The sequence below is a fragment of the Polaromonas sp. genome, assembly GCF_030682935.1.
Taxonomy (GTDB): domain Bacteria; phylum Pseudomonadota; class Gammaproteobacteria; order Burkholderiales; family Burkholderiaceae_C; genus Polaromonas.
This window is the reverse complement of sequence record NZ_JAUXNA010000100.1, coordinates 1-16,475: the sequence shown is the minus strand read 5'-3', so window position 1 is coordinate 16,475 and position 16,475 is coordinate 1. Positions and strand designations below refer to the sequence as shown.

Here is a 16,475-nt window from a genome sequence, read left to right as displayed (position 1 = left end):
ATCGCAAGACCCGCAACATCCAGCTGTCGGTGAAAGCCAAGGACAATGCCGACCAGCAGGAAGCCATGGCCTCCCTGAGCCAGCAATCGTCACGCGAAAGCGCTGGCCTGACCAGCCTGGGCGCATTGCTGCGCGCCAAGCTGGACAGCAGCGAGAAGTAAAGTCCTTGCGGGGCAGACCTCATGACACGGCGGCAACGCCCCCTGTGGTCTGCTCCCAACTGGATAACTCTGGATGACCCGAAGCAATCTTGTCGAAGAACTGGCAGCCCGATTCAGCCAGCTGACGCACCGCGATGCCGAATATGCCGTCAAGACCATTCTTGATGCCATGAGCGACGCGCTGGTGCGCGGTCACCGGATTGAAATCAGGGGGTTCGGCAGTTTTTCCATCAACCGGCGTCCGCCCCGCATGGGTCGGAATCCCCGGTCGGGCGAGAGTGTCGCCATCCCTGAAAAGCGGGTGCCCCATTTCAAGCCAGGAAAGGCATTGCGGGAAGCCGTGGATGCACGGACCCAGGAATTGCGGACGGTCACGGATTCCAGGTAAAGACCTCCGGTTTTTCGTCCGTGGTCTGGCTACAATCGCCAGACCGGCAGGAGGAATTACCAAGTGAAATACCTGATGTGGCTGCTCAAGGCAGCCATTTTTTTTACATTATTTGCTTTTGCACTGAATAACCAGCAAATGGTTGCAGTGCATTTCTTTTTTGGCACCTTCTGGCAAGCGCCTTTGGTGCTGGTTGTTCTGGCTGCATTCGCTTGCGGGCTGGCACTGGGCGTATTTGTGATGATGCCGCGCTGGTGGAAAAAACGCAAAGCAGCACACGCCTCACCTGCGGGCTACCCCCCTCCGGAAACCTCGACAACTGTGACTGACGACCCCACGATGCCGCACCATGGAATTTGATTTCACCTGGGTTCTGCTCGGGTTTCCGATCGCCTTCACGCTGGGCTGGCTGGCCTCGCGGCTGGACCTGAGACAACTGCGCATCGAGAACCGCCAGGCACCCAAGGCTTATTTCAAGGGCCTGAACTTCCTGCTCAACGAGCAGCAGGACCAGGCCATTGATGCCTTCATTGAAGCCGTGCAGAACGACCCCGACACCTCGGAGCTGCACTTTGCCCTGGGCAACCTGTTTCGCCGCCGCGGCGAATACGAGCGCGCCGTGCGGGTGCATGAGCATCTGATGTCGCGCGGCGACCTGACCCAGCCCGAACGCGATCGGGCACAGCATGCGCTGGCGCTTGATTTCCTCAAGGCCGGTTTGCTGGACCGCGCCGAGACCGCCCTGCGCAAGCTCGAGGGCACTCCGTTTGAAGAAGAGGCCCGGCTCGCGCTGCTGTCCATTTATGAACGCTCCCGCGACTGGGGCAATGCCACGGAAATTGCAGCCCGGTTGGGCAGCTCCAGCCATGGCAGTTTCAGCACCCGGCAGGCACATTACCTCTGCGAACAAGCCAGCGCGTTGGCGGCCACAGGCGATACCGGCCAGGCGCTGAGTACCCTGATGGATGCCGCAGCCATGGCGCCCGCCTCCGCCAGGCCGCTGATTGATATTGCCAAGCTGCAAACCCAGCTGGGTCAGCCCCAGGACGCCTTTCAAACCTTGCTCAAGCTCGAAAAAACTGCACCGCAAGGTTTCCCGCTGGCTGCCGGCTTGCTGGCCAATATCGCTCTGAGCAGTGCGCAGCAACCAGACGCCCTGGCGTTGTTAAAAGCCAGCTATGCGCAAACGCCCTCCATTGATGTGCTGGAAGCCATCGTCAAACTGGAAAAAGACCCGGTTTTGGCCCGGCACTGGTATGTGGAGCACCTCGAGCGCCAGGTGTCCCTCGTGGCTGCCAGCAAGTGGATTGGCGGCGAGAAACTTCAAAACGAGCACCAGCACGCGCTGATGCAGCGCGCACTCGACCTCGCCACCAAGCCCCTGATGCGCTATCGCTGCGCAGCATGCGGCTTTGAGGCGACCCAGCATTTCTGGCACTGCCCCGGCTGCCAGGCCTGGGACAGTTACCCGGCGCGCCGCATTGAAGAGCTGTAACCCCCAACCCTGTAAATAAACTATGCAATTAACGCCCGAACACATTTCTTCGGCCCGCGTTCTGGTGGTGGGCGACACCATGCTGGACCGTTACTGGTATGGTGCAGTCGAACGCATCTCGCCCGAGGCACCGGTGCCCGTGGTGCGCGTGACGCGCACTGAAGAGCGCATTGGCGCTGCGGCCAACGTCGCCTACAACATCGTGACGCTCGGCGCCCAGGCCTCCCTGCTGAGCGTTGTCGGGGATGATGAAGACAGCCGCATCCTGGAAGCCCTGGTGGCCCAAACAGGCATCACGCCCTACTTTGGCCGCGACCCGCAGCTCAAAACGACCGTCAAACTGCGCGTCATTGGCCGCCAGCAGCAGCTGCTGCGCCTCGATTTTGAAAACACGCCCGAAAACGAAGTACTGGCGTCCCAGTCCGCCACCTTTGAAAAGCTCTATCTCCAGCACGACGCCGTGCTGTTTTCCGACTACGGCAAAGGTGGCCTGGCGCACATCGTGTTGATGATTGCCCAGGCGCGCGCTGCGGGCAAAGTGGTGCTGGTGGACCCCAAAGGCTCGGACTATGCACGCTACAAAAACGCCAGCGTGATCACGCCCAACCGCGCCGAACTGGAGCAGGTGATTGGCCGCTGGACGAATGAGGCTGACCTGCAGGCGAAAGCGCACAACCTGCGCACCTCGCTGAATCTTCAGGCCCTGCTACTGACCCGCAGCGAAGAAGGCATGACCCTGTTTGACGCGCAAGGCGAGATGCATGTGCCCGCGTTGGCCAGAGAAGTGTTTGATGTCACCGGCGCCGGCGACACCGTGATCGCCACGCTGGCGGCCATGGCGGCGGCCGGCATGACACTGCGCGACGCGGTGCCAATTGCCAACCGCGCTGGCGGCATCGTGGTCGGCAAGTTCGGCACCGCCACCGTCAACCACAGCGAACTGTTTGCCGCGCATTGAACCCCGAGGATTTACCCATGAAAATTGTAGTGACCGGTGCTGCCGGGTTTATTGGCAGCAACATTGTCAAAGGGCTTAACGCCCGCGGCATCGACAATATCATTGCCGTCGATGACCTGAGCGAAGGCGACAAATTCCGCAATCTGGCCGATCTGAACATTGCGGATTACGTGGACGCCAATGATTTTTATGACCTGTTTGCAGAAGGCGCTTACGGCCACGTCGAGGCGGTGTTTCACGAGGGCGCCTGCAGCGACACCATGGAGCTTGATGGCAAGTACATGATGGACAACAACTACACCCTGTCCTGCAAGCTGTTCCGGGCCTGCCAGGCGCAGCGCACCCGCCTGCTGTACGCGTCGTCAGCCGCCACCTACGGCGGCTCCGACACCTTCAGCGAATCCCCCGAGTTCGAAAAGCCGCTCAACGTTTACGGCTACTCCAAACTGCTTTTTGACCAGCGCATGCGGCGCGAACTCGGCGCCAAATTTGAAACTGCATCGACACAGGTGGCCGGATTCAGGTATTTCAACGTCTACGGCCCGCGCGAACAGCACAAGGGCCGCATGGCCAGCGTGGCTTTTCACCAGTTCAACCAGTTTCACTCCGAAGGCAAGGTCAAGCTCTTTGGCGAATACGGCGGCTACGGCGCTGGCGGCCAGATGCGTGACTTTGTCTTCATTGACGATGTCGTGGCCGTCAACCTCTGGTTTTTCGACCATCCCGAAAAGTCGGGCATTTTCAACCTCGGCACCGGCCGGGCACAGCCCTTCAATGATGTCGCCATGGCCGTCATCAATACCTTGCGCGCCAACCAGAATGCCGAGCCGCTGAGCCTTGAAGATGCCGCACGCGGCGGCCTGATCGACTACATCAGCTTTCCTCCGGCGCTGGTGGGCAAGTACCAAAGCTACACGCAGGCCGACCTGAGCACCCTGCGTGCAGCAGGCTGCGACCATCGCTTTGCTGACGTCCAGACAGGGGTGACCGCTTACATGCAGTGGCTGAGCGGCGCCAAAAGCCAGGGTTTCCCCATCAAATAGCGCTGCTGGCGGGTCAACCCAGCCTGAAATTGGGCCGTTATTGGCAGGGGCATCCTTATTTACAAGGACGCACCACCCAGCTAGTTCGATTTAATCTTTGAGGAGTTTTTTTCATGTTCAAAAAAATCCTGGCGTTTTTCGCCGCCATGTCCCTGGTCGCCGCATTTGCGGCGGTTGACGTCAACAAAGCCACGGAAGCAGAGCTCGACGGCATCAAGGGCATCGGCCCTGTCACCACCAAGCTGATTATTTCCGAACGCAAAAAAGGCGAATTCAAGAATTGGGACGACTTCGTGACGCGCGTGAAAGGTGTGGGCGACAAAAGTGCCGCCAAGTTTTCAGCTGAAGGCCTGACGGTCGCAGGCGCCAGCTACCAGGGCCCCAGCGCAGCACAAGCCAAAGCTGGCGCCAAGAAAACCGACAAGCCACTGACCGAAAAAGCCAAGGATGCGGCCGTGGCCACCAAGGACGCCGTCAAGGGCGCCGCTGTCAGCACCAAGGATGCGGTGAAAGATACCGCAAAAGATGTCAAAGCTGCCGTGACGCCTAAAACCGACGCAGCCAAACCGGCAGCCAGCGCGGCCAAAAAATAAGGCCCGCCCCTGCCCTCATAAAAAACCCGCAAGAAAGCGGGTTTTTTATGGTCATTTATGGCTGTAACCCAATATCCACGGTATTTTTACGCTATGTTTTTAATAGCAATTAACCACCTGCTCAGCGACTAAACCAGCCCAAGGCCCTGAACACTCACTGGCTGTACCTGGCCACAAACTGGCGGTCGATGCGGTCCTTCCAGCGCCAGACCCAGCGCCCTTCGACACTGAAACCACCCCACACCGCGATCGCGTAACCGCCGCCGCAGGACAGAAGGTTCAGCGTGCGCCTGGGCGGCGGATAAGCTTGAAGGGCTTGGGCCTGCAGCGCGGCGCGCAAGTTGGCCAGCAGCGGCGGACCGGCATGCACCGCATACACGCCGCTGCGCGGATGCGGTGAATCGACGCGGCTGGCCACGTCGCCAACAGCAAAAACCTGCGGGTGGCTGGTGCTTTGCTGAAAACGGTTGACGGCCACAAAGCCGGCGATATCGAGTGTCAGCCCGCTGCCAGCCAGCCAGGCCGGTGCCTGCGCGCCCACGGCCATCAGCGGGGCATCACAGGCCAGCCGCGCGCCGCTGGCCAACATGATCTCGCCCAGGCCCACGCCCACGCAGGCATCGGCCAGCACCGTGATGTTCAGGCGCTGCAGGGCCTGCAGCACCCGGGCCTGCGCCCCGTCTGGGTAGTTCTGCGCTGGTGCCAGGCCACCGGTCACCAGCGTCACGCGGCTGCCTGGCGGGTACAAAGGCCCTTGCAGGGCATGCGCCGCCGCCATGGCCAGCTCCAGCCCGGCCGCGCCCGCGCCCACCACTGCCAGGTGAATGGCACGGCTCTGTCCCAAGGCGGCCACCTGAGGCCAGAGCTGGCCAAAGGCTTCGATGGGACGCACAAACAGCGCGTGCTCGCGCGCACCGGGCATCTGTTCCTCGATCTTCTCGCGGTCCATCACCGGACCGGTGTTCACGCTCAGCCAGTCGTAGGCCACGGTCTCGCCGTTGGCCAGCATGACGGTTTGCTTGTCGGCGTCGATCGCGATACCGCTGCTCTGGATGTAGCGTGCACCGCAGCGCAAAAGCAGCCGCTCCAGAGGAATAACGCACTGCTCCAGCGTGTAATGCCCGGCCACAAAGCCCGGCACCATGCCGGAGTACAGCTGACGCGGGTACGGCGCGACGACGGTAATGCTGAGGTTGGCCGGCCGGCTTTGAGCCAGGCTGTGCAAGACATGCACATGGGCATGACCCGCGCCCAGCAGGACAAGATGCTTCAGGTTGGGGCTGGCGGTAATACTTGAATCAATGGCTAAATTGTGGGTCGATTTATGGGTCGAAGTCATGGGGAGAGTGTGACATCGTCGACATAGCCCAGACTGTAACCACCGGTATTGTCTGCATCAGCGCCCACCAGCACCGCTTCCGGCACGGCAGGCTGCGCAAAAACCGCACTGACGCCCGCGCAAAGGACGAAAGCAGCTATCATTTCAATAGCAAAATGGCGCTGGACCGGGTGATTCCGCATCATCTCAACCCCGTTTCCAGTCGTGGTACTTGCGCACCCATTCAAGCAGGCGCCTGGGCTGGTGCGCCCGCTTCCATTCACCGGCCGCGTATTTATTGGCCTCGGACAGCGTCGGGTAGGTGTGGATGGTCGAGAGAATCTTGTTCAGCCCCAGCCCGTGCCGCATCGCCAGCACATACTCGGCCAGCAAGTCGCCGGCATGGGTGCCGACAATCGTGGCGCCCAGTATGGTGTCCTTGCCCGGCACCGTGAGTACTTTCACAAAACCGCGCGCCTCGCTGTCGGCAATGGCGCGGTCCAGATCGTCGATGCCGTATTTCGTGACCTCGTAGGCCACGCCTTTTTCCTTCGCCTCCAGCTCGTTGAGCCCCACGCGCGCGACTTCCGGGTCAATGAAGGTGGTCCAGGGAATCACCGCGTAATCGGCCTTGAACAGCCTGAACTCGCCAAACAGCGCATTGACCGCCGCATACCACGCCTGATGCGCCGCCACATGGGTGAACTGGTAAGGCCCGGCCACGTCGCCCGCCGCGTAGATGTTGGGGTAAATCGTCTGCAGGTAGTCATTGGTTGGCACCGTGCGCTGCGTCGGGATGCCGAGTTCTTCCAGCCCGTAGCCCGTCAGTCGCGCCACGCGGCCGACGGCGCAAATGAGCTGGTCGAATTCAACGCGCTTTTCAACGCCCTGGTGCTCGACGACCAGGGTTTTGACGCCGCCCGGTTTCTCGCAGCGCAGCGCCTTGTGGCCGGTCAGCACCTGCACGCCGTCGGCGGCCAGCGCCTCGCGCGCCAGTTCAGAGACTTCCTCGTCTTCGCGGCCCATCAGGCGCGGCGCCATTTCCACCTGCGTGACCTGCACGCCCAGCCGCGCAAAGGCCTGCGCCAGCTCGCAGCCAATCGGGCCGCCGCCCAGCACCACCAGGCGTTTGGGCACTTCGTCGAGCTGGGCAAACGCGTCCCACAGCGTGTCGCTGGTCACGTAGCCCACGTCTGCCAAACCGGGCAGCGGCGGCACCACCGGCCGGGCGCCCGCAGCAATCACGATGCTGCGCGTGGTCAGCAATTGCGTGCCACCGCCGTTCAGCGCAATCTCCACCGTCCACGGATTGACGATGCGGGCATGGCCCTGCAGCACCTCGACCCCCAGGCCGGTGTAACGCTCCACGCTGTCGTGCGGCGCGATGGCGCTGATCACGTCATGCACCCGTTGCATCACCGCCTTGAAGCTGAAAGACGGCGTGCTGTCTGTCAGTCCGTAATTGGCGCCGTGCTGCATCTGGTGCGCCAGTTTGGCGCTGCGGATCAGTGCCTTGGACGGCACGCAGCCGTAGTTCAGGCAGTCGCCGCCCATCTTGTGGGCTTCCACCAGCGTCACTTTGGCCTTGACCACGGCAGCAATATAGGCCGACACCAGCCCGCCCGCACCGGCGCCAATCACGACGAGGTTGCGGTCAAAGCGGGCCGGGCGCACGGCGTTCCAGCGCGCATAGACCTTGCGGCGCTTGAAGAAACCCAGCGCCTTGTTGACCGCCAGCGGCAGCAAGCCCAGCAGCACGAAGGAGCCGATCAGCCCCGGCGAGAGGATGGACTGGAGCGAGTCGATTTTGGCAATTTGCGTGCCCGCGTTCACATAAGCCACGGTGCCCGCAAACATGCCGAGCTGGCTGACCCAGAAGTAGGTCCAGGTCTTGATGCGCGTCAGGCCCATCAGCAGGTTGAGCGCAAAAAACGGCACCACGGGAATCAGCCGCAGTGAAAAAAGATAGAACGCGCCCTCTTTCTCGATGCCCTTGTTCACCTCGTCCAGGCGCGGGCCGAAACGCGCCTGAATCGCATCCCGCAGCAGGTAGCGCGCCACCAGCATGGCCAGCGTGGCGCCCACCGTGGAGGCGAAGGACACCACGACGGTGCCCCAGACCAGGCCGAAGCTGGCGCCGCCCGCCAGCGTCATGATGGCGGCGCCCGGCAAGGACAGCGCGGTGACAGCCACGTACACGGCAAAAAAGACCAGTGCCACCATCACCGGCCGCTGATTGAAAAGCGCCGTGAACGAAGCCTGGCTTTCCTTCAGAAAAGCAAGGCTGAAATAGCGCCCCAGATCCAGCGCAAAAAAAGCGGCGATGCCTGCCAGCAGCAGCACGGCGATGATGAGTTTGCGTAAATTCACGAAGGTCCTTGGGGGGTTGTTCTTTGACGTCAGTCGGACCGGGGCCGCCATTCTTACAAAACCCGCCTTGCGCACTGTAAGAAAAAGCCCCCGCCACCGACCAACAAAGCAAAGGGACTTCGGGTCGGGTCATGGCCGCTTTCTGCAAAATTCACACAAAATCAAGCATTGACGGCCGCTGCCACTGTTTGGGCCGTCATTCAGTCTAACTTCAGGAAAGAACCTATCAGCATGAACCAGGCATTGGTCGGCATCATCGGAGGCAGCGGCCTTTACCAAATGGATGCATTGGAGGGCGCACAGGAGTATGTGATGAGCACGCCGTTTGGCGCGCCCTCGGACGTACTGGTGACGGGCCGCGTGCATGACGTGCCGGTGGCATTTCTGGCCAGGCACGCCAGGGGCCATCGCCTGCTGCCCTTTGAAGTGCCCTACCGCGCCAACATTCACGCCATGAAGCAGCTGGGCGTGCGCTACCTGCTGTCGGTGTCGGCCGTGGGCTCACTGCGCGAGGACTTCAAGCCGCTCGACATGGTGCTGCCCGACCAGTTCATCGACCTGACCAAACGCCGTGAGAGCAGCTTTTTCGGCCAGGGCGCGGTGGCCCATGTGTCGATGGCCCAACCCGTGTGCCTGGCGGCGGCCGCAGTGCTGGCGCGCGCCGTGCGCAACGTGCTCGGTGCACAAGCACCCGGCCACGGCGTGACGCTGCACCAAGGCGGCACCTACGTCTGCATCGAGGGCCCGCAGTTTTCCAGCCTCGCTGAATCGAACTGGTACCGCAGCATGGGCGGCGGCGTGATCGGCATGACCAACATGCCCGAGGCCAAACTGGCGCGCGAGGCGCAAATCGCCTACACCACGCTGGCCCTGGTGACCGACTTCGACTGCTGGCACCCGCGCGAAGCGCATGTGACGGCCGACATGGCGCTGGCCAATCTGTTCAAGAATGCCGGTCGCGCGCAACAGGTGGCGGCCGAAGCGATCCGCCTGCTGGGCGCCGAGCAGCCCGCCAGCGAGGCGCACAGCGCGCTGAAAAATGCGCTGGTGACCCAACCCGACGCCATGGCGCCCGAGGTTCGCGCGCGGCTGGCCGCGCTGCTCGGCTGAATTTTCCGGACGGACCCATCCTTATGCACGACACCCTTCCCCTGCTCGAAAAAACCAGATTCCCCGCCATCCGCCGCACGCGGCTGGACACCCCGCAAGTCAACCTGGGCTACAAGTGCAACCAGCGCTGCGTGCACTGCCACGTCAACGCCAGCCCTAACCGCACCGAAATGATGGACGCGGCCACGCTGGCGCTGATCCCGCAGGTGCTGGCGGCGCGCGGACTGGGCACGCTGGACCTGACCGGCGGCGCGCCCGAGCTGCACGCGGGCTTTCGTGATCTGGTGCGTGCCGCGCGGGCGCAGAGTGTGCGGGTAATGGACCGCTGCAACCTGACAATTTTGTTTGAACCCGGGCAAGACGGACTGGCGGCATTTCTGGCCGAGCAGCAGGTCGAAATCGTCGCATCCATGCCCTGCTATTCGGCCACCAATGTCGACAAGCAGCGCGGCGATGGCGTGTTTGACCTGAGCATTGCCGCGCTCAGGCAGCTCAATGCGCTGGGCTACGGACAGGCCGGCTCCGGCCTGGTGCTGAACCTGGTGTACAACCCGCAAGGCGCGTCGCTGCCGCCCGACCAGCAGGCGCTGCAGGCCGACTACAAGCGCGAGTTGCTGGCCCACTTCGGCATCGTCTTTAACGAGCTGTTTGCCCTGACCAACATGCCGATCCAGCGCTTTGGCTCCACGCTGGTGTCCAAGGGCACATTTGAAACGTACATGGACTTGCTCAAGAACAGCTATCAGCCACAAAACCTGGCGGGCGTGATGTGCCGGAGCACCGTCAGCGTGGACTGGCAGGGCTGGTTGTCGGACTGCGATTTCAACCAGCAGCTGGGCCTGCCGCTGGGCGCAACCGGGCTCAAGCGCCACCTGCGTGATTTGCTCAAAATCAGCCTGGACGACCAAGCCATACGCGTGGCGGGCCACTGCTACGGCTGCACCGCCGGTCAGGGCAGCAGCTGCGGCGGCGCGCTGGAACACTGAGCGCGCCATGACGTTCGCCCGCCTGTCCGTGATTATTCCCGTGCTGAACGAGGCCGCAGGCATGGCGGCCGCGCTGCGGGCGCTGGCGCCACTGGTGGCGCGCGGTGCGCAGGTCGTGGTGGCCGATGGCGGCAGCACCGATGACACGGTCGCGCTGGCGCAGGCGGGCGGCGTGCAGGTCATCCACGCGCCGCATGGACGCGCGCTGCAAATGAATGCGGGCGCGCAGCAGGCCACCGGCGACATATTGCTGTTTCTGCATGCCGACACGCAACTTCCACCCCACGCCGACAGCTTGATCGAGCAGGCACTCGCGGCGGGTCCGCAGGTCTGGGGCCGTTTTGATGTGCGCATTGAGGGTCGGCCAAAATTCTTGCGCGTGATTGCCGCGTTCATGAACCTGCGCTCGCGCTGGACCGGCATCGCCACCGGCGACCAGGCGGTATTCATGACTCGCACCGCGTTTGACGCCGTGGGCGGCTTTGCGGCCCAGCCGCTGATGGAAGACATCGCGATGTCTGCGCGGCTGCTGAAACTGTCAGGCCCAGCCTGCCTGCGCGCACGGGCAGTAACCTCGGGCCGGCGCTGGGAAACGCGCGGTGTGTGCTCTACCCTACTGCTGATGTGGCGACTGCGTTTTGCCTACTGGCGCGGCGCGGCGCCCGAGCGGCTGGCCAAGCTGTACCAGTGAAGGCAGGCGCATGACCAGACTCGTGATTTTTGCCAAGGCTCCGCAGCCAGGCACCGTCAAAACCCGGCTGATCCCGGCGCTAGGGGCCGAGGGTGCCGCGGGACTGGCGCGCCGCATGCTCAGCCACACGCTGCAGCAGGCGCTGGCCGCCGGCGTCGGACCGGTTGAACTGTGCATGAGCCCGGCACCGGGGGATGCGGCCTGGCAAAGCGTGGCGCTTCCCACTGCCGTGGCGTGCACGGCCCAGGGCGAGGGCGACCTGGGCCAGCGCATGGCCAGCGCCGTGGCCCGCATCACCCGGCAGCGGCAATCCGTCCTGCTTTTTGGTACCGACTGCCCGGCGCTGACAGCCACGCACCTCGCCGAGGCCGCCCGGCAACTGGCGCAGCATGACGCGGTGCTGCTTCCCGTGGCCGACGGCGGCTACATCCTGATCGGCCTGAAAGCGCCCTGCCCGGAACTCTTTACCGACATGCCATGGAGCACGTCCGCGGTCGCCGCAGAAACGCAGCGACGCATGGCAGCGCGTGACCTGCGCGTGTGGCAAGGGCCCACGCTGCACGACATTGACGAGGCCGCCGACCTGACCCACCTGCCCCTCTATTTTCAAGAAAAATAGGCTTCTAGCCCAATAGATACGGACTTAGTTTGCTATATATTAAATAGCAACTTCAAAAACACGGACACGAAAATAACCACCATGCAAACCAACGACACCACCTACGAACTCGTGACCGACTACTACGGCCGCCAGCTGCAGGGCACGGCTGACCTCAAGACCAGCGCCTGCTGCGACGTGAGCAGCATGCCGGAGTGGCTCAAACCCTTGCTCGCGCGCATCCACCCCGAGGTACTGTCGCGCTACTACGGCTGCGGCCTGGTCTGCCCGCCGCTGCTCGAAGGCTGCCGCGTGCTCGATCTGGGCTGCGGCTCGGGCCGCGACGTGTATGCGCTGGCGCAACTGGTCGGCCCCAGCGGTGAAGTGGTCGGCGTGGACATGACCGATGAACAGCTGGCCGTGGCTCGCGCGCACCAGGCCCACCATGCCGGGGTGTTTGGCTACAGCAATGTGCGGTTTTTGCACGGCTACATCGAGCGGCTCGACGAGCTGGGTCTGGCGCCCGCCAGCTTTGACGTGATCGTCTCCAACTGCGTGGTCAACCTCTCGCCCGACAAGGACGCTGTGCTGGCCGGCGTGCAGCGCCTGCTCAAGCCCGGCGGCGAGTTTTACTTTTCCGATGTGTATGCCGACCGCCGCGTGCCGGTGGCCGTGAAGAACGACCCGGTGCTCTACGGCGAATGCCTGGGCGGCGCGCTCTACTGGAACGACTTTGTGCGCCTGGCCCAGCGCCACGGCTTTGCCGACCCCCGCCTCACGGAAGACCGGCCCCTGGAAATTACCGACCCGCAACTGGCCGCGCGCACCGGCAACCTGCGTTTTTTCTCGGCCACCTACCGCCTGTTCAAGCTCGCGGCGCTCGAATCGGCCTGCGAAGACTACGGGCAAGCCGTCATCTACCAGGGCAGCATCCCCGGGCAGACGGGCCGCTTTGTGCTCGACAAGCACCACGACATCCAGACCGGCAAGGTTTTCCCAGTCTGCGGCAACACCTGGCACATGCTGCACGGCACCCGCTTTGCACCGCACTTCACCTTCATCGGCAACTTCGACACCCACTACGGCATTTTTGAAGGCTGCGGCAGCAGCCTGCCGTTTGATGGGCCTCAAGGCACGGCGCCCGGGGTCTGTGGTCCGGGCGCTTGCTGCTGATTCAATGCAATCAGGTCGGTCACGCCGAGGTCCGCATGGTGAACTGCGGGTAGCCGCCGGGCAGGTCCAGCATCATCACATTCGGGCTGGCCAGCGTGACACCATCGTCGAGGCCGGACCGGGAAGCGGAACGCCCGCACCCCGGGGTCGGTCAGGCGCGAGTTGGTCTACATCGCCAGATCGAACACCGTCTCGGTGTCCTCGTCCCACCCGTCCCACAGGTAGTCGTCGGCCTTGCCGTCGGCAATCAGGCGCAGGGCGTAGTTGACCTGCTCCTTGTAGAACTCGCAGAAGGCGCCGGTCTTCTCCATGCCGCCGTTCATTTCGTGCGCCTCGGCCGGGCAGGGCGAGCCGCAGAAATGGCGAATCGCGCATTCGTTGCAGGGGCTGAAGGTGTCGACATCGCGCTCAATCACGGTCTGGAACGCTGCGGAGGCCAGCGCCGCTTCAACGCCGCCTTCGGCCAGCAGATTGCCGCCGTTGAAGCTTGGCAGGCCGATGAACTCGCTGCACGGGTAGAGGCCGCCGTCTGCCGCCAGTGCGAAGAAGGCGCGGCCGCCGCCGCAGGGCGAGATGTCGCACATCAGCCGCCGCGCCGTCGGCGCCAGGATGCCGATGAGGATGTTGGCAAAGTTGGCGACCACGAGCTTGCGCCCCGTTTCACGGTAAAGCTCGTGCGTGCGGTCCATGGCCGCAAAGAAAGCCCTGGCCATGTCGCCATCCGCCGGCTTGACGCCGCGTGCGCCGGGCAGGGTGCAGCGCACCGTGTTGAGCATGCAGGTCGGCACTTCGTTGGCGTGGAAGAGTTCGACCATCTGCGTCAGGTGAGGCAGGTTTTCGGTGGTGCAGGTGGTGATGACGCTCCACGAGCCGTAGCCCTTGAGCTTGCCCATCGCCGCCAGCACCTTGGCGTGCACGCTCTTGCCGCCCCAGGTGCGGCGCGTGGCATCGGTGATGTCGGCGAAGGGGCCATCAAGCGAGAGACCGATGCTGACGTTGCGCGCGGTGAGGAATTCCACCGCCGCGTCGTTGAGCAAGGTGCCGTTGGTCTGCAGACCGAAGACGAAGTCGTCGGCGAAAGCGTCGATGGCGGCGAACACCGCGGCCTTGTTCATCAGCGGCTCGGCACCGTGGAAGATGGCGCGCGGCTTGCGCCCCTGCGGCATGACCGAGCGGAAGTAGTCGCGCAGCCTGGCGAGCGAGGCGATCAGCGTCTCGGCCGCCATGTGGCTGCCGCCGCTGCGCTGCTCGCCTGGCAGGTAGCAGTAGGTGCAGTTGAGGTTGCAGCGCTCGGTCGGGTTCAGGTAGACGCCGGAGGGTTTCAGTTCGAAGCGCAATGCGTGCAGCTCCCGGGCGAAGGTGTCGGCCTTGTCGCGGTAGCTGTCGAGCAGCGGACCGCCGGCCAGCGACTCGGCGACGCGGGTCTTGTCGACCAGCGCCCAGAAGGCAGTGTTCGGGTCGGTGACCGCCGCATAGACAGCGTGGCCGATGTCCACGGGCACCAGCGCCGGGCCGGCGCTGGCCCGGCTCAGGGCGGCTGCCGTCATTTGGCCGCCTTCCTGTCCATCAGCACATAGTGCGAGAGGCCGATGCCGTCGGGATTGCAGCTCTTGCGCACGGCGATGGTCGGCGCGGCGGCTTGGGCCTTGGCGGCTGCGGCGGGCGGGGTTGCTGCTGGGGTTGCTGTCTGGGTGTTGGCGATTTGCGTCATGATCCATTCCTCGGGAAGAAAAACAAAAAGGGCTCCGGCTGACGGCACGCGCGAGCATGCCGTCAGCCGGAGCCCTTGCCTGGACTCCGCTTCGGTTCGACACGTCTTCTGGCTCCCGGATCAGCCGGATCACTGCGCCTTCCCGCCGGGGTGATCCCCGTCAGTGGCTGGTCTTGCAACCTTGCAGCGTCCGTCCCCGGTTACAGCGGCGGGCCCGCCACGGATTTGAACCGTGTTCCGTTTCGTCGAACCGAACGGTGGCCGGATTCTATCCGAGTGGGTGGAGCGGGCCAGAACCGTTGCCAACAGATGGAGCCCCCCCCGCCTTCAAATAGCTTCTTCCTGTCCCGATTCACCGGGCGTTATAGCGGTTTGCCAAAGCCTCCCCCGCCCGGCGTGTGAATCTCGAATACATCGCCGGGCTGCATTTCAGTCTGGCCGATGTGATCGAGCGCTTCCACGCGGCCGTCGGCCCTGAGCACACGATTGATGCCGACCTGACCGGGCTGGCCGCCGGCCATGCCAAAAGCACCATATAGGCGGCCGTTCGACAAGATGCTGGCTGTCATGGGTTCCAGGAATTTCACGCGACGCACGCCGCCGTTGCCGCCGACCCAGCGCCCTGCACCGCCGGAGCCCTGCCGAATCTCATAACTCTCCAGCCGCACCGGAAAGCGGAACTCCAGCACCTCCGGGTCGGTCAGGCGCGAATTAGTCATGTGGGTTTGCACCACGCTCGTGCCGTTAAAGCCCTCGCCAGCGCCACTGCCGCCCGAAATGGTTTCGTAATACTGGTAACGGGCATTGCCAAAGGTGAAGTTGTTCATCGTGCACTGGCTGGCCGCCATCACGCCCAAGGCACCATAAAGGGCGTTGGTGATGCAGGTCGAGGTTTCCACATTACCCGCTACCACCGAAGCCGGCGGATTCGGGTTGAGCATGGAGCCTGCCGGAATGATCACCTTGAGCGGTTTGAGGCAACCCGCATTGAGCGGAATATCGTCATCGACCAGCGTGCGGAACACGTAGAGCACGGCAGCCATGCACACGGCCGTCGGCGCGTTGAAGTTGTTGGTTTGCTGGGGTGAGGTGCCGGTGAAGTCGATCTCGGCGCTGCGGTTTTGCGTGTCGACGCGAATCGCCACCTTGATCTGCGCACCGTTGTCCAGCGGCAGCGTGAACGCGCCGTCTTTCAGCCGGGTGATGACGCGGCGCACCGACTCTTCGGCGTTGTCCTGCACATGGCGCATGTAGGCCAGCACCACACTCAGGCTAAACTGCCCGACCATCTTGCGCAGTTCCTGCACGCCTTTTTCATTGGCGGCAATCTGCGCCTTCAGGTCGGCCATGTTCTGGGCCGGGTTGCGTGACGGGTATTCGCCGCTTTCAAGCAGCGCCACCATTTCGGCTTCGCGCAGCACGCCGCGGTCCACCAGCTTGACATTGTTGATCTGCACGCCTTCCTCTTCGATGCGCGTGGAAAACGGCGGCATCGAGCCCGGCGTGATGCCGCCAATATCGGCATGGTGGCCGCGCGAGCCGACGTAAAACGTGGGCTCCGCCGCAGTGCCCAGATAAACCGGCGTGATCACCGTGATGTCGGGCAAATGCGTACCGCCGTGGTAGGGGTCGTTCAACACGTACACATCGCCCGGCTGCATCTGGCCCGCGTTCTCGCGGATCACGGTCTTGATGCTCTCGCCCATGGAGCCCAGGTGCACCGGCATGTGCGGCGCGTTGGCAATCAGGTTGCCCCCGGTGTCAAACAGCGCGCAGCTGAAGTCCAGCCGCTCCTTGATGTTGACCGAGTAGGCGGTGTTTTGCAGCTGTAGGCCCATCTGCTCGGCAATGTTCATGAAGAGGTTGTTGAACACCTCCAG

Annotated in this window: 17 protein-coding genes and 1 riboswitch; of the genes, 11 read left to right on the top strand and 6 right to left on the bottom strand. The window is 63.3% G+C overall.

The annotated features are described in order from the left end of the window. Positions 1-234 precede the first annotated feature (234 nt). The 6 genes from Q8K05_RS04200 to Q8K05_RS04175 all read left to right on the top strand — a co-directional run bounded on the left by Q8K05_RS04200 (position 235) and on the right by Q8K05_RS04175 (position 4,638). The gene (locus Q8K05_RS04200; RefSeq protein ID WP_305245271.1) at positions 235-549 is read left to right on the top strand and encodes an integration host factor subunit beta; all 315 of its coding nucleotides are present in this window, start codon (positions 235-237) and stop codon (positions 547-549) included. A 63-nt stretch (positions 550-612) separates the two neighbouring features. Beyond that, positions 613-909: a lipopolysaccharide assembly LapA domain-containing protein gene (locus Q8K05_RS04195; RefSeq protein WP_305245270.1), complete on the top strand. Its 297-nt coding sequence runs from the start codon at positions 613-615 to the stop codon at positions 907-909. Continuing rightward, positions 899-2,044: a lipopolysaccharide assembly protein LapB gene (gene lapB, locus Q8K05_RS04190; protein WP_305245269.1), complete on the top strand. Its 1,146-nt coding sequence runs from the start codon at positions 899-901 to the stop codon at positions 2,042-2,044. The genes Q8K05_RS04195 and lapB overlap by 11 nt, the downstream gene beginning before the upstream one ends. Positions 2,045-2,066: 22 nt before the next feature. Beyond that, positions 2,067-3,002, top strand: a complete 936-nt coding sequence (rfaE1, locus tag Q8K05_RS04185; protein WP_305245268.1) for a D-glycero-beta-D-manno-heptose-7-phosphate kinase — start codon at positions 2,067-2,069, stop codon at positions 3,000-3,002. A 17-nt stretch (positions 3,003-3,019) separates the two neighbouring features. Beyond that, complete coding sequence (rfaD, locus tag Q8K05_RS04180; RefSeq protein ID WP_305245267.1) at positions 3,020-4,045, top strand: ADP-glyceromanno-heptose 6-epimerase; 1,026 nt, start codon at positions 3,020-3,022, stop codon at positions 4,043-4,045. A 113-nt stretch (positions 4,046-4,158) separates the two neighbouring features. After that, positions 4,159-4,638: a helix-hairpin-helix domain-containing protein gene (locus Q8K05_RS04175; protein ID WP_305245266.1), complete on the top strand. Its 480-nt coding sequence runs from the start codon at positions 4,159-4,161 to the stop codon at positions 4,636-4,638. Positions 4,639-4,792: 154 nt separating this feature from the next. Here Q8K05_RS04175 and Q8K05_RS04170 read toward each other — a convergent pair whose 3' ends face one another. Genes Q8K05_RS04170 through Q8K05_RS04160 form a run of 3 tightly spaced genes read right to left on the bottom strand, consistent with a single transcriptional unit; the run spans position 4,793 to position 8,326 of the window. Continuing rightward, complete coding sequence (locus Q8K05_RS04170; protein ID WP_305245265.1) at positions 4,793-5,977, bottom strand: FAD-dependent oxidoreductase; 1,185 nt, start codon at positions 5,975-5,977, stop codon at positions 4,793-4,795. After that, complete coding sequence (locus Q8K05_RS04165; RefSeq protein WP_305245264.1) at positions 5,974-6,120, bottom strand: hypothetical protein; 147 nt, start codon at positions 6,118-6,120, stop codon at positions 5,974-5,976. The genes Q8K05_RS04170 and Q8K05_RS04165 overlap by 4 nt, the downstream gene beginning before the upstream one ends. Positions 6,121-6,163: 43 nt before the next feature. Continuing rightward, on the bottom strand, positions 6,164-8,326 hold the full coding sequence (locus Q8K05_RS04160) for an FAD-dependent oxidoreductase (protein WP_305245263.1): 2,163 nt from the start codon (positions 8,324-8,326) through the stop codon (positions 6,164-6,166). A gap of 231 nt (positions 8,327-8,557) precedes the next feature. Here Q8K05_RS04160 and mtnP point away from each other — a divergent pair, with 231 nt between their 5' ends. The 5 genes from mtnP to Q8K05_RS04135 all read left to right on the top strand — a co-directional run bounded on the left by mtnP (position 8,558) and on the right by Q8K05_RS04135 (position 12,884). Then, positions 8,558-9,436, top strand: a complete 879-nt coding sequence (gene mtnP / locus Q8K05_RS04155) for an S-methyl-5'-thioadenosine phosphorylase (RefSeq protein WP_305245262.1) — start codon at positions 8,558-8,560, stop codon at positions 9,434-9,436. Positions 9,437-9,459: 23 nt separating this feature from the next. Next, a complete protein-coding gene (arsS, locus tag Q8K05_RS04150) occupies positions 9,460-10,422 on the top strand; it encodes an arsenosugar biosynthesis radical SAM (seleno)protein ArsS (RefSeq protein ID WP_305245261.1) in 963 nt (320 codons plus the stop codon). A 7-nt stretch (positions 10,423-10,429) separates the two neighbouring features. After that, positions 10,430-11,113: a TIGR04283 family arsenosugar biosynthesis glycosyltransferase gene (locus Q8K05_RS04145; RefSeq protein WP_305245260.1), complete on the top strand. Its 684-nt coding sequence runs from the start codon at positions 10,430-10,432 to the stop codon at positions 11,111-11,113. A 10-nt stretch (positions 11,114-11,123) separates the two neighbouring features. Then, entirely contained in the window at positions 11,124-11,732 is a 609-nt protein-coding gene (locus tag Q8K05_RS04140) for a TIGR04282 family arsenosugar biosynthesis glycosyltransferase (protein WP_305245259.1), read from the top strand. An 81-nt stretch (positions 11,733-11,813) separates the two neighbouring features. After that, positions 11,814-12,884: a methyltransferase domain-containing protein gene (locus Q8K05_RS04135; protein WP_305245258.1), complete on the top strand. Its 1,071-nt coding sequence runs from the start codon at positions 11,814-11,816 to the stop codon at positions 12,882-12,884. Positions 12,885-13,051: 167 nt separating this feature from the next. On the opposite strand, the gene cbpB is transcribed toward Q8K05_RS04135, so the two are convergent. The 3 genes from cbpB to Q8K05_RS04120 form a co-directional block, all read right to left on the bottom strand. Then, on the bottom strand, positions 13,052-14,431 hold the full coding sequence (gene cbpB / locus Q8K05_RS04130) for a peptide-modifying radical SAM enzyme CbpB (protein ID WP_305245257.1): 1,380 nt from the start codon (positions 14,429-14,431) through the stop codon (positions 13,052-13,054). Continuing rightward, positions 14,428-14,595: a modified peptide precursor CbpA gene (gene cbpA / locus Q8K05_RS04125; RefSeq protein ID WP_305245256.1), complete on the bottom strand. Its 168-nt coding sequence runs from the start codon at positions 14,593-14,595 to the stop codon at positions 14,428-14,430. The genes cbpB and cbpA overlap by 4 nt, the downstream gene beginning before the upstream one ends. An 80-nt stretch (positions 14,596-14,675) precedes the next feature. Next, positions 14,676-14,865: riboswitch (cobalamin riboswitch) on the bottom strand. Between the two features lie 92 nt (positions 14,866-14,957). Next, the coding region (locus Q8K05_RS04120; RefSeq protein WP_305245255.1) for a hydantoinase B/oxoprolinase family protein at positions 14,958-16,475 on the bottom strand (1,518 nt) is incomplete at its 5' end.

What these genes read in the sequence shown, in the direction of transcription:
- Q8K05_RS04200 (WP_305245271.1), top strand. Translation starts at nt 235, where the DNA reads ATGACCCGAAGCAATCTTGTCGAAGAACTGGCAGCCCGATTCAGCCAG.
- lapB (WP_305245269.1), top strand. Translation starts at nt 899, where the DNA reads ATGGAATTTGATTTCACCTGGGTTCTGCTCGGGTTTCCGATCGCCTTC.
- rfaE1 (WP_305245268.1), top strand. Translation starts at nt 2,067, where the DNA reads ATGCAATTAACGCCCGAACACATTTCTTCGGCCCGCGTTCTGGTGGTG.
- rfaD (WP_305245267.1), top strand. Translation starts at nt 3,020, where the DNA reads ATGAAAATTGTAGTGACCGGTGCTGCCGGGTTTATTGGCAGCAACATT.
- Q8K05_RS04175 (WP_305245266.1), top strand. Translation starts at nt 4,159, where the DNA reads ATGTTCAAAAAAATCCTGGCGTTTTTCGCCGCCATGTCCCTGGTCGCC.
- Q8K05_RS04170 (WP_305245265.1), bottom strand. Translation starts at nt 5,977, where the DNA reads ATGACTTCGACCCATAAATCGACCCACAATTTAGCCATTGATTCAAGT.
- Q8K05_RS04165 (WP_305245264.1), bottom strand. Translation starts at nt 6,120, where the DNA reads ATGATAGCTGCTTTCGTCCTTTGCGCGGGCGTCAGTGCGGTTTTTGCG.
- mtnP (WP_305245262.1), top strand. Translation starts at nt 8,558, where the DNA reads ATGAACCAGGCATTGGTCGGCATCATCGGAGGCAGCGGCCTTTACCAA.
- arsS (WP_305245261.1), top strand. Translation starts at nt 9,460, where the DNA reads ATGCACGACACCCTTCCCCTGCTCGAAAAAACCAGATTCCCCGCCATC.
- Q8K05_RS04145 (WP_305245260.1), top strand. Translation starts at nt 10,430, where the DNA reads ATGACGTTCGCCCGCCTGTCCGTGATTATTCCCGTGCTGAACGAGGCC.
- Q8K05_RS04140 (WP_305245259.1), top strand. Translation starts at nt 11,124, where the DNA reads ATGACCAGACTCGTGATTTTTGCCAAGGCTCCGCAGCCAGGCACCGTC.
- Q8K05_RS04135 (WP_305245258.1), top strand. Translation starts at nt 11,814, where the DNA reads ATGCAAACCAACGACACCACCTACGAACTCGTGACCGACTACTACGGC.
- cbpB (WP_305245257.1), bottom strand. Translation starts at nt 14,431, where the DNA reads ATGACGGCAGCCGCCCTGAGCCGGGCCAGCGCCGGCCCGGCGCTGGTG.
- cbpA (WP_305245256.1), bottom strand. Translation starts at nt 14,595, where the DNA reads ATGACGCAAATCGCCAACACCCAGACAGCAACCCCAGCAGCAACCCCG.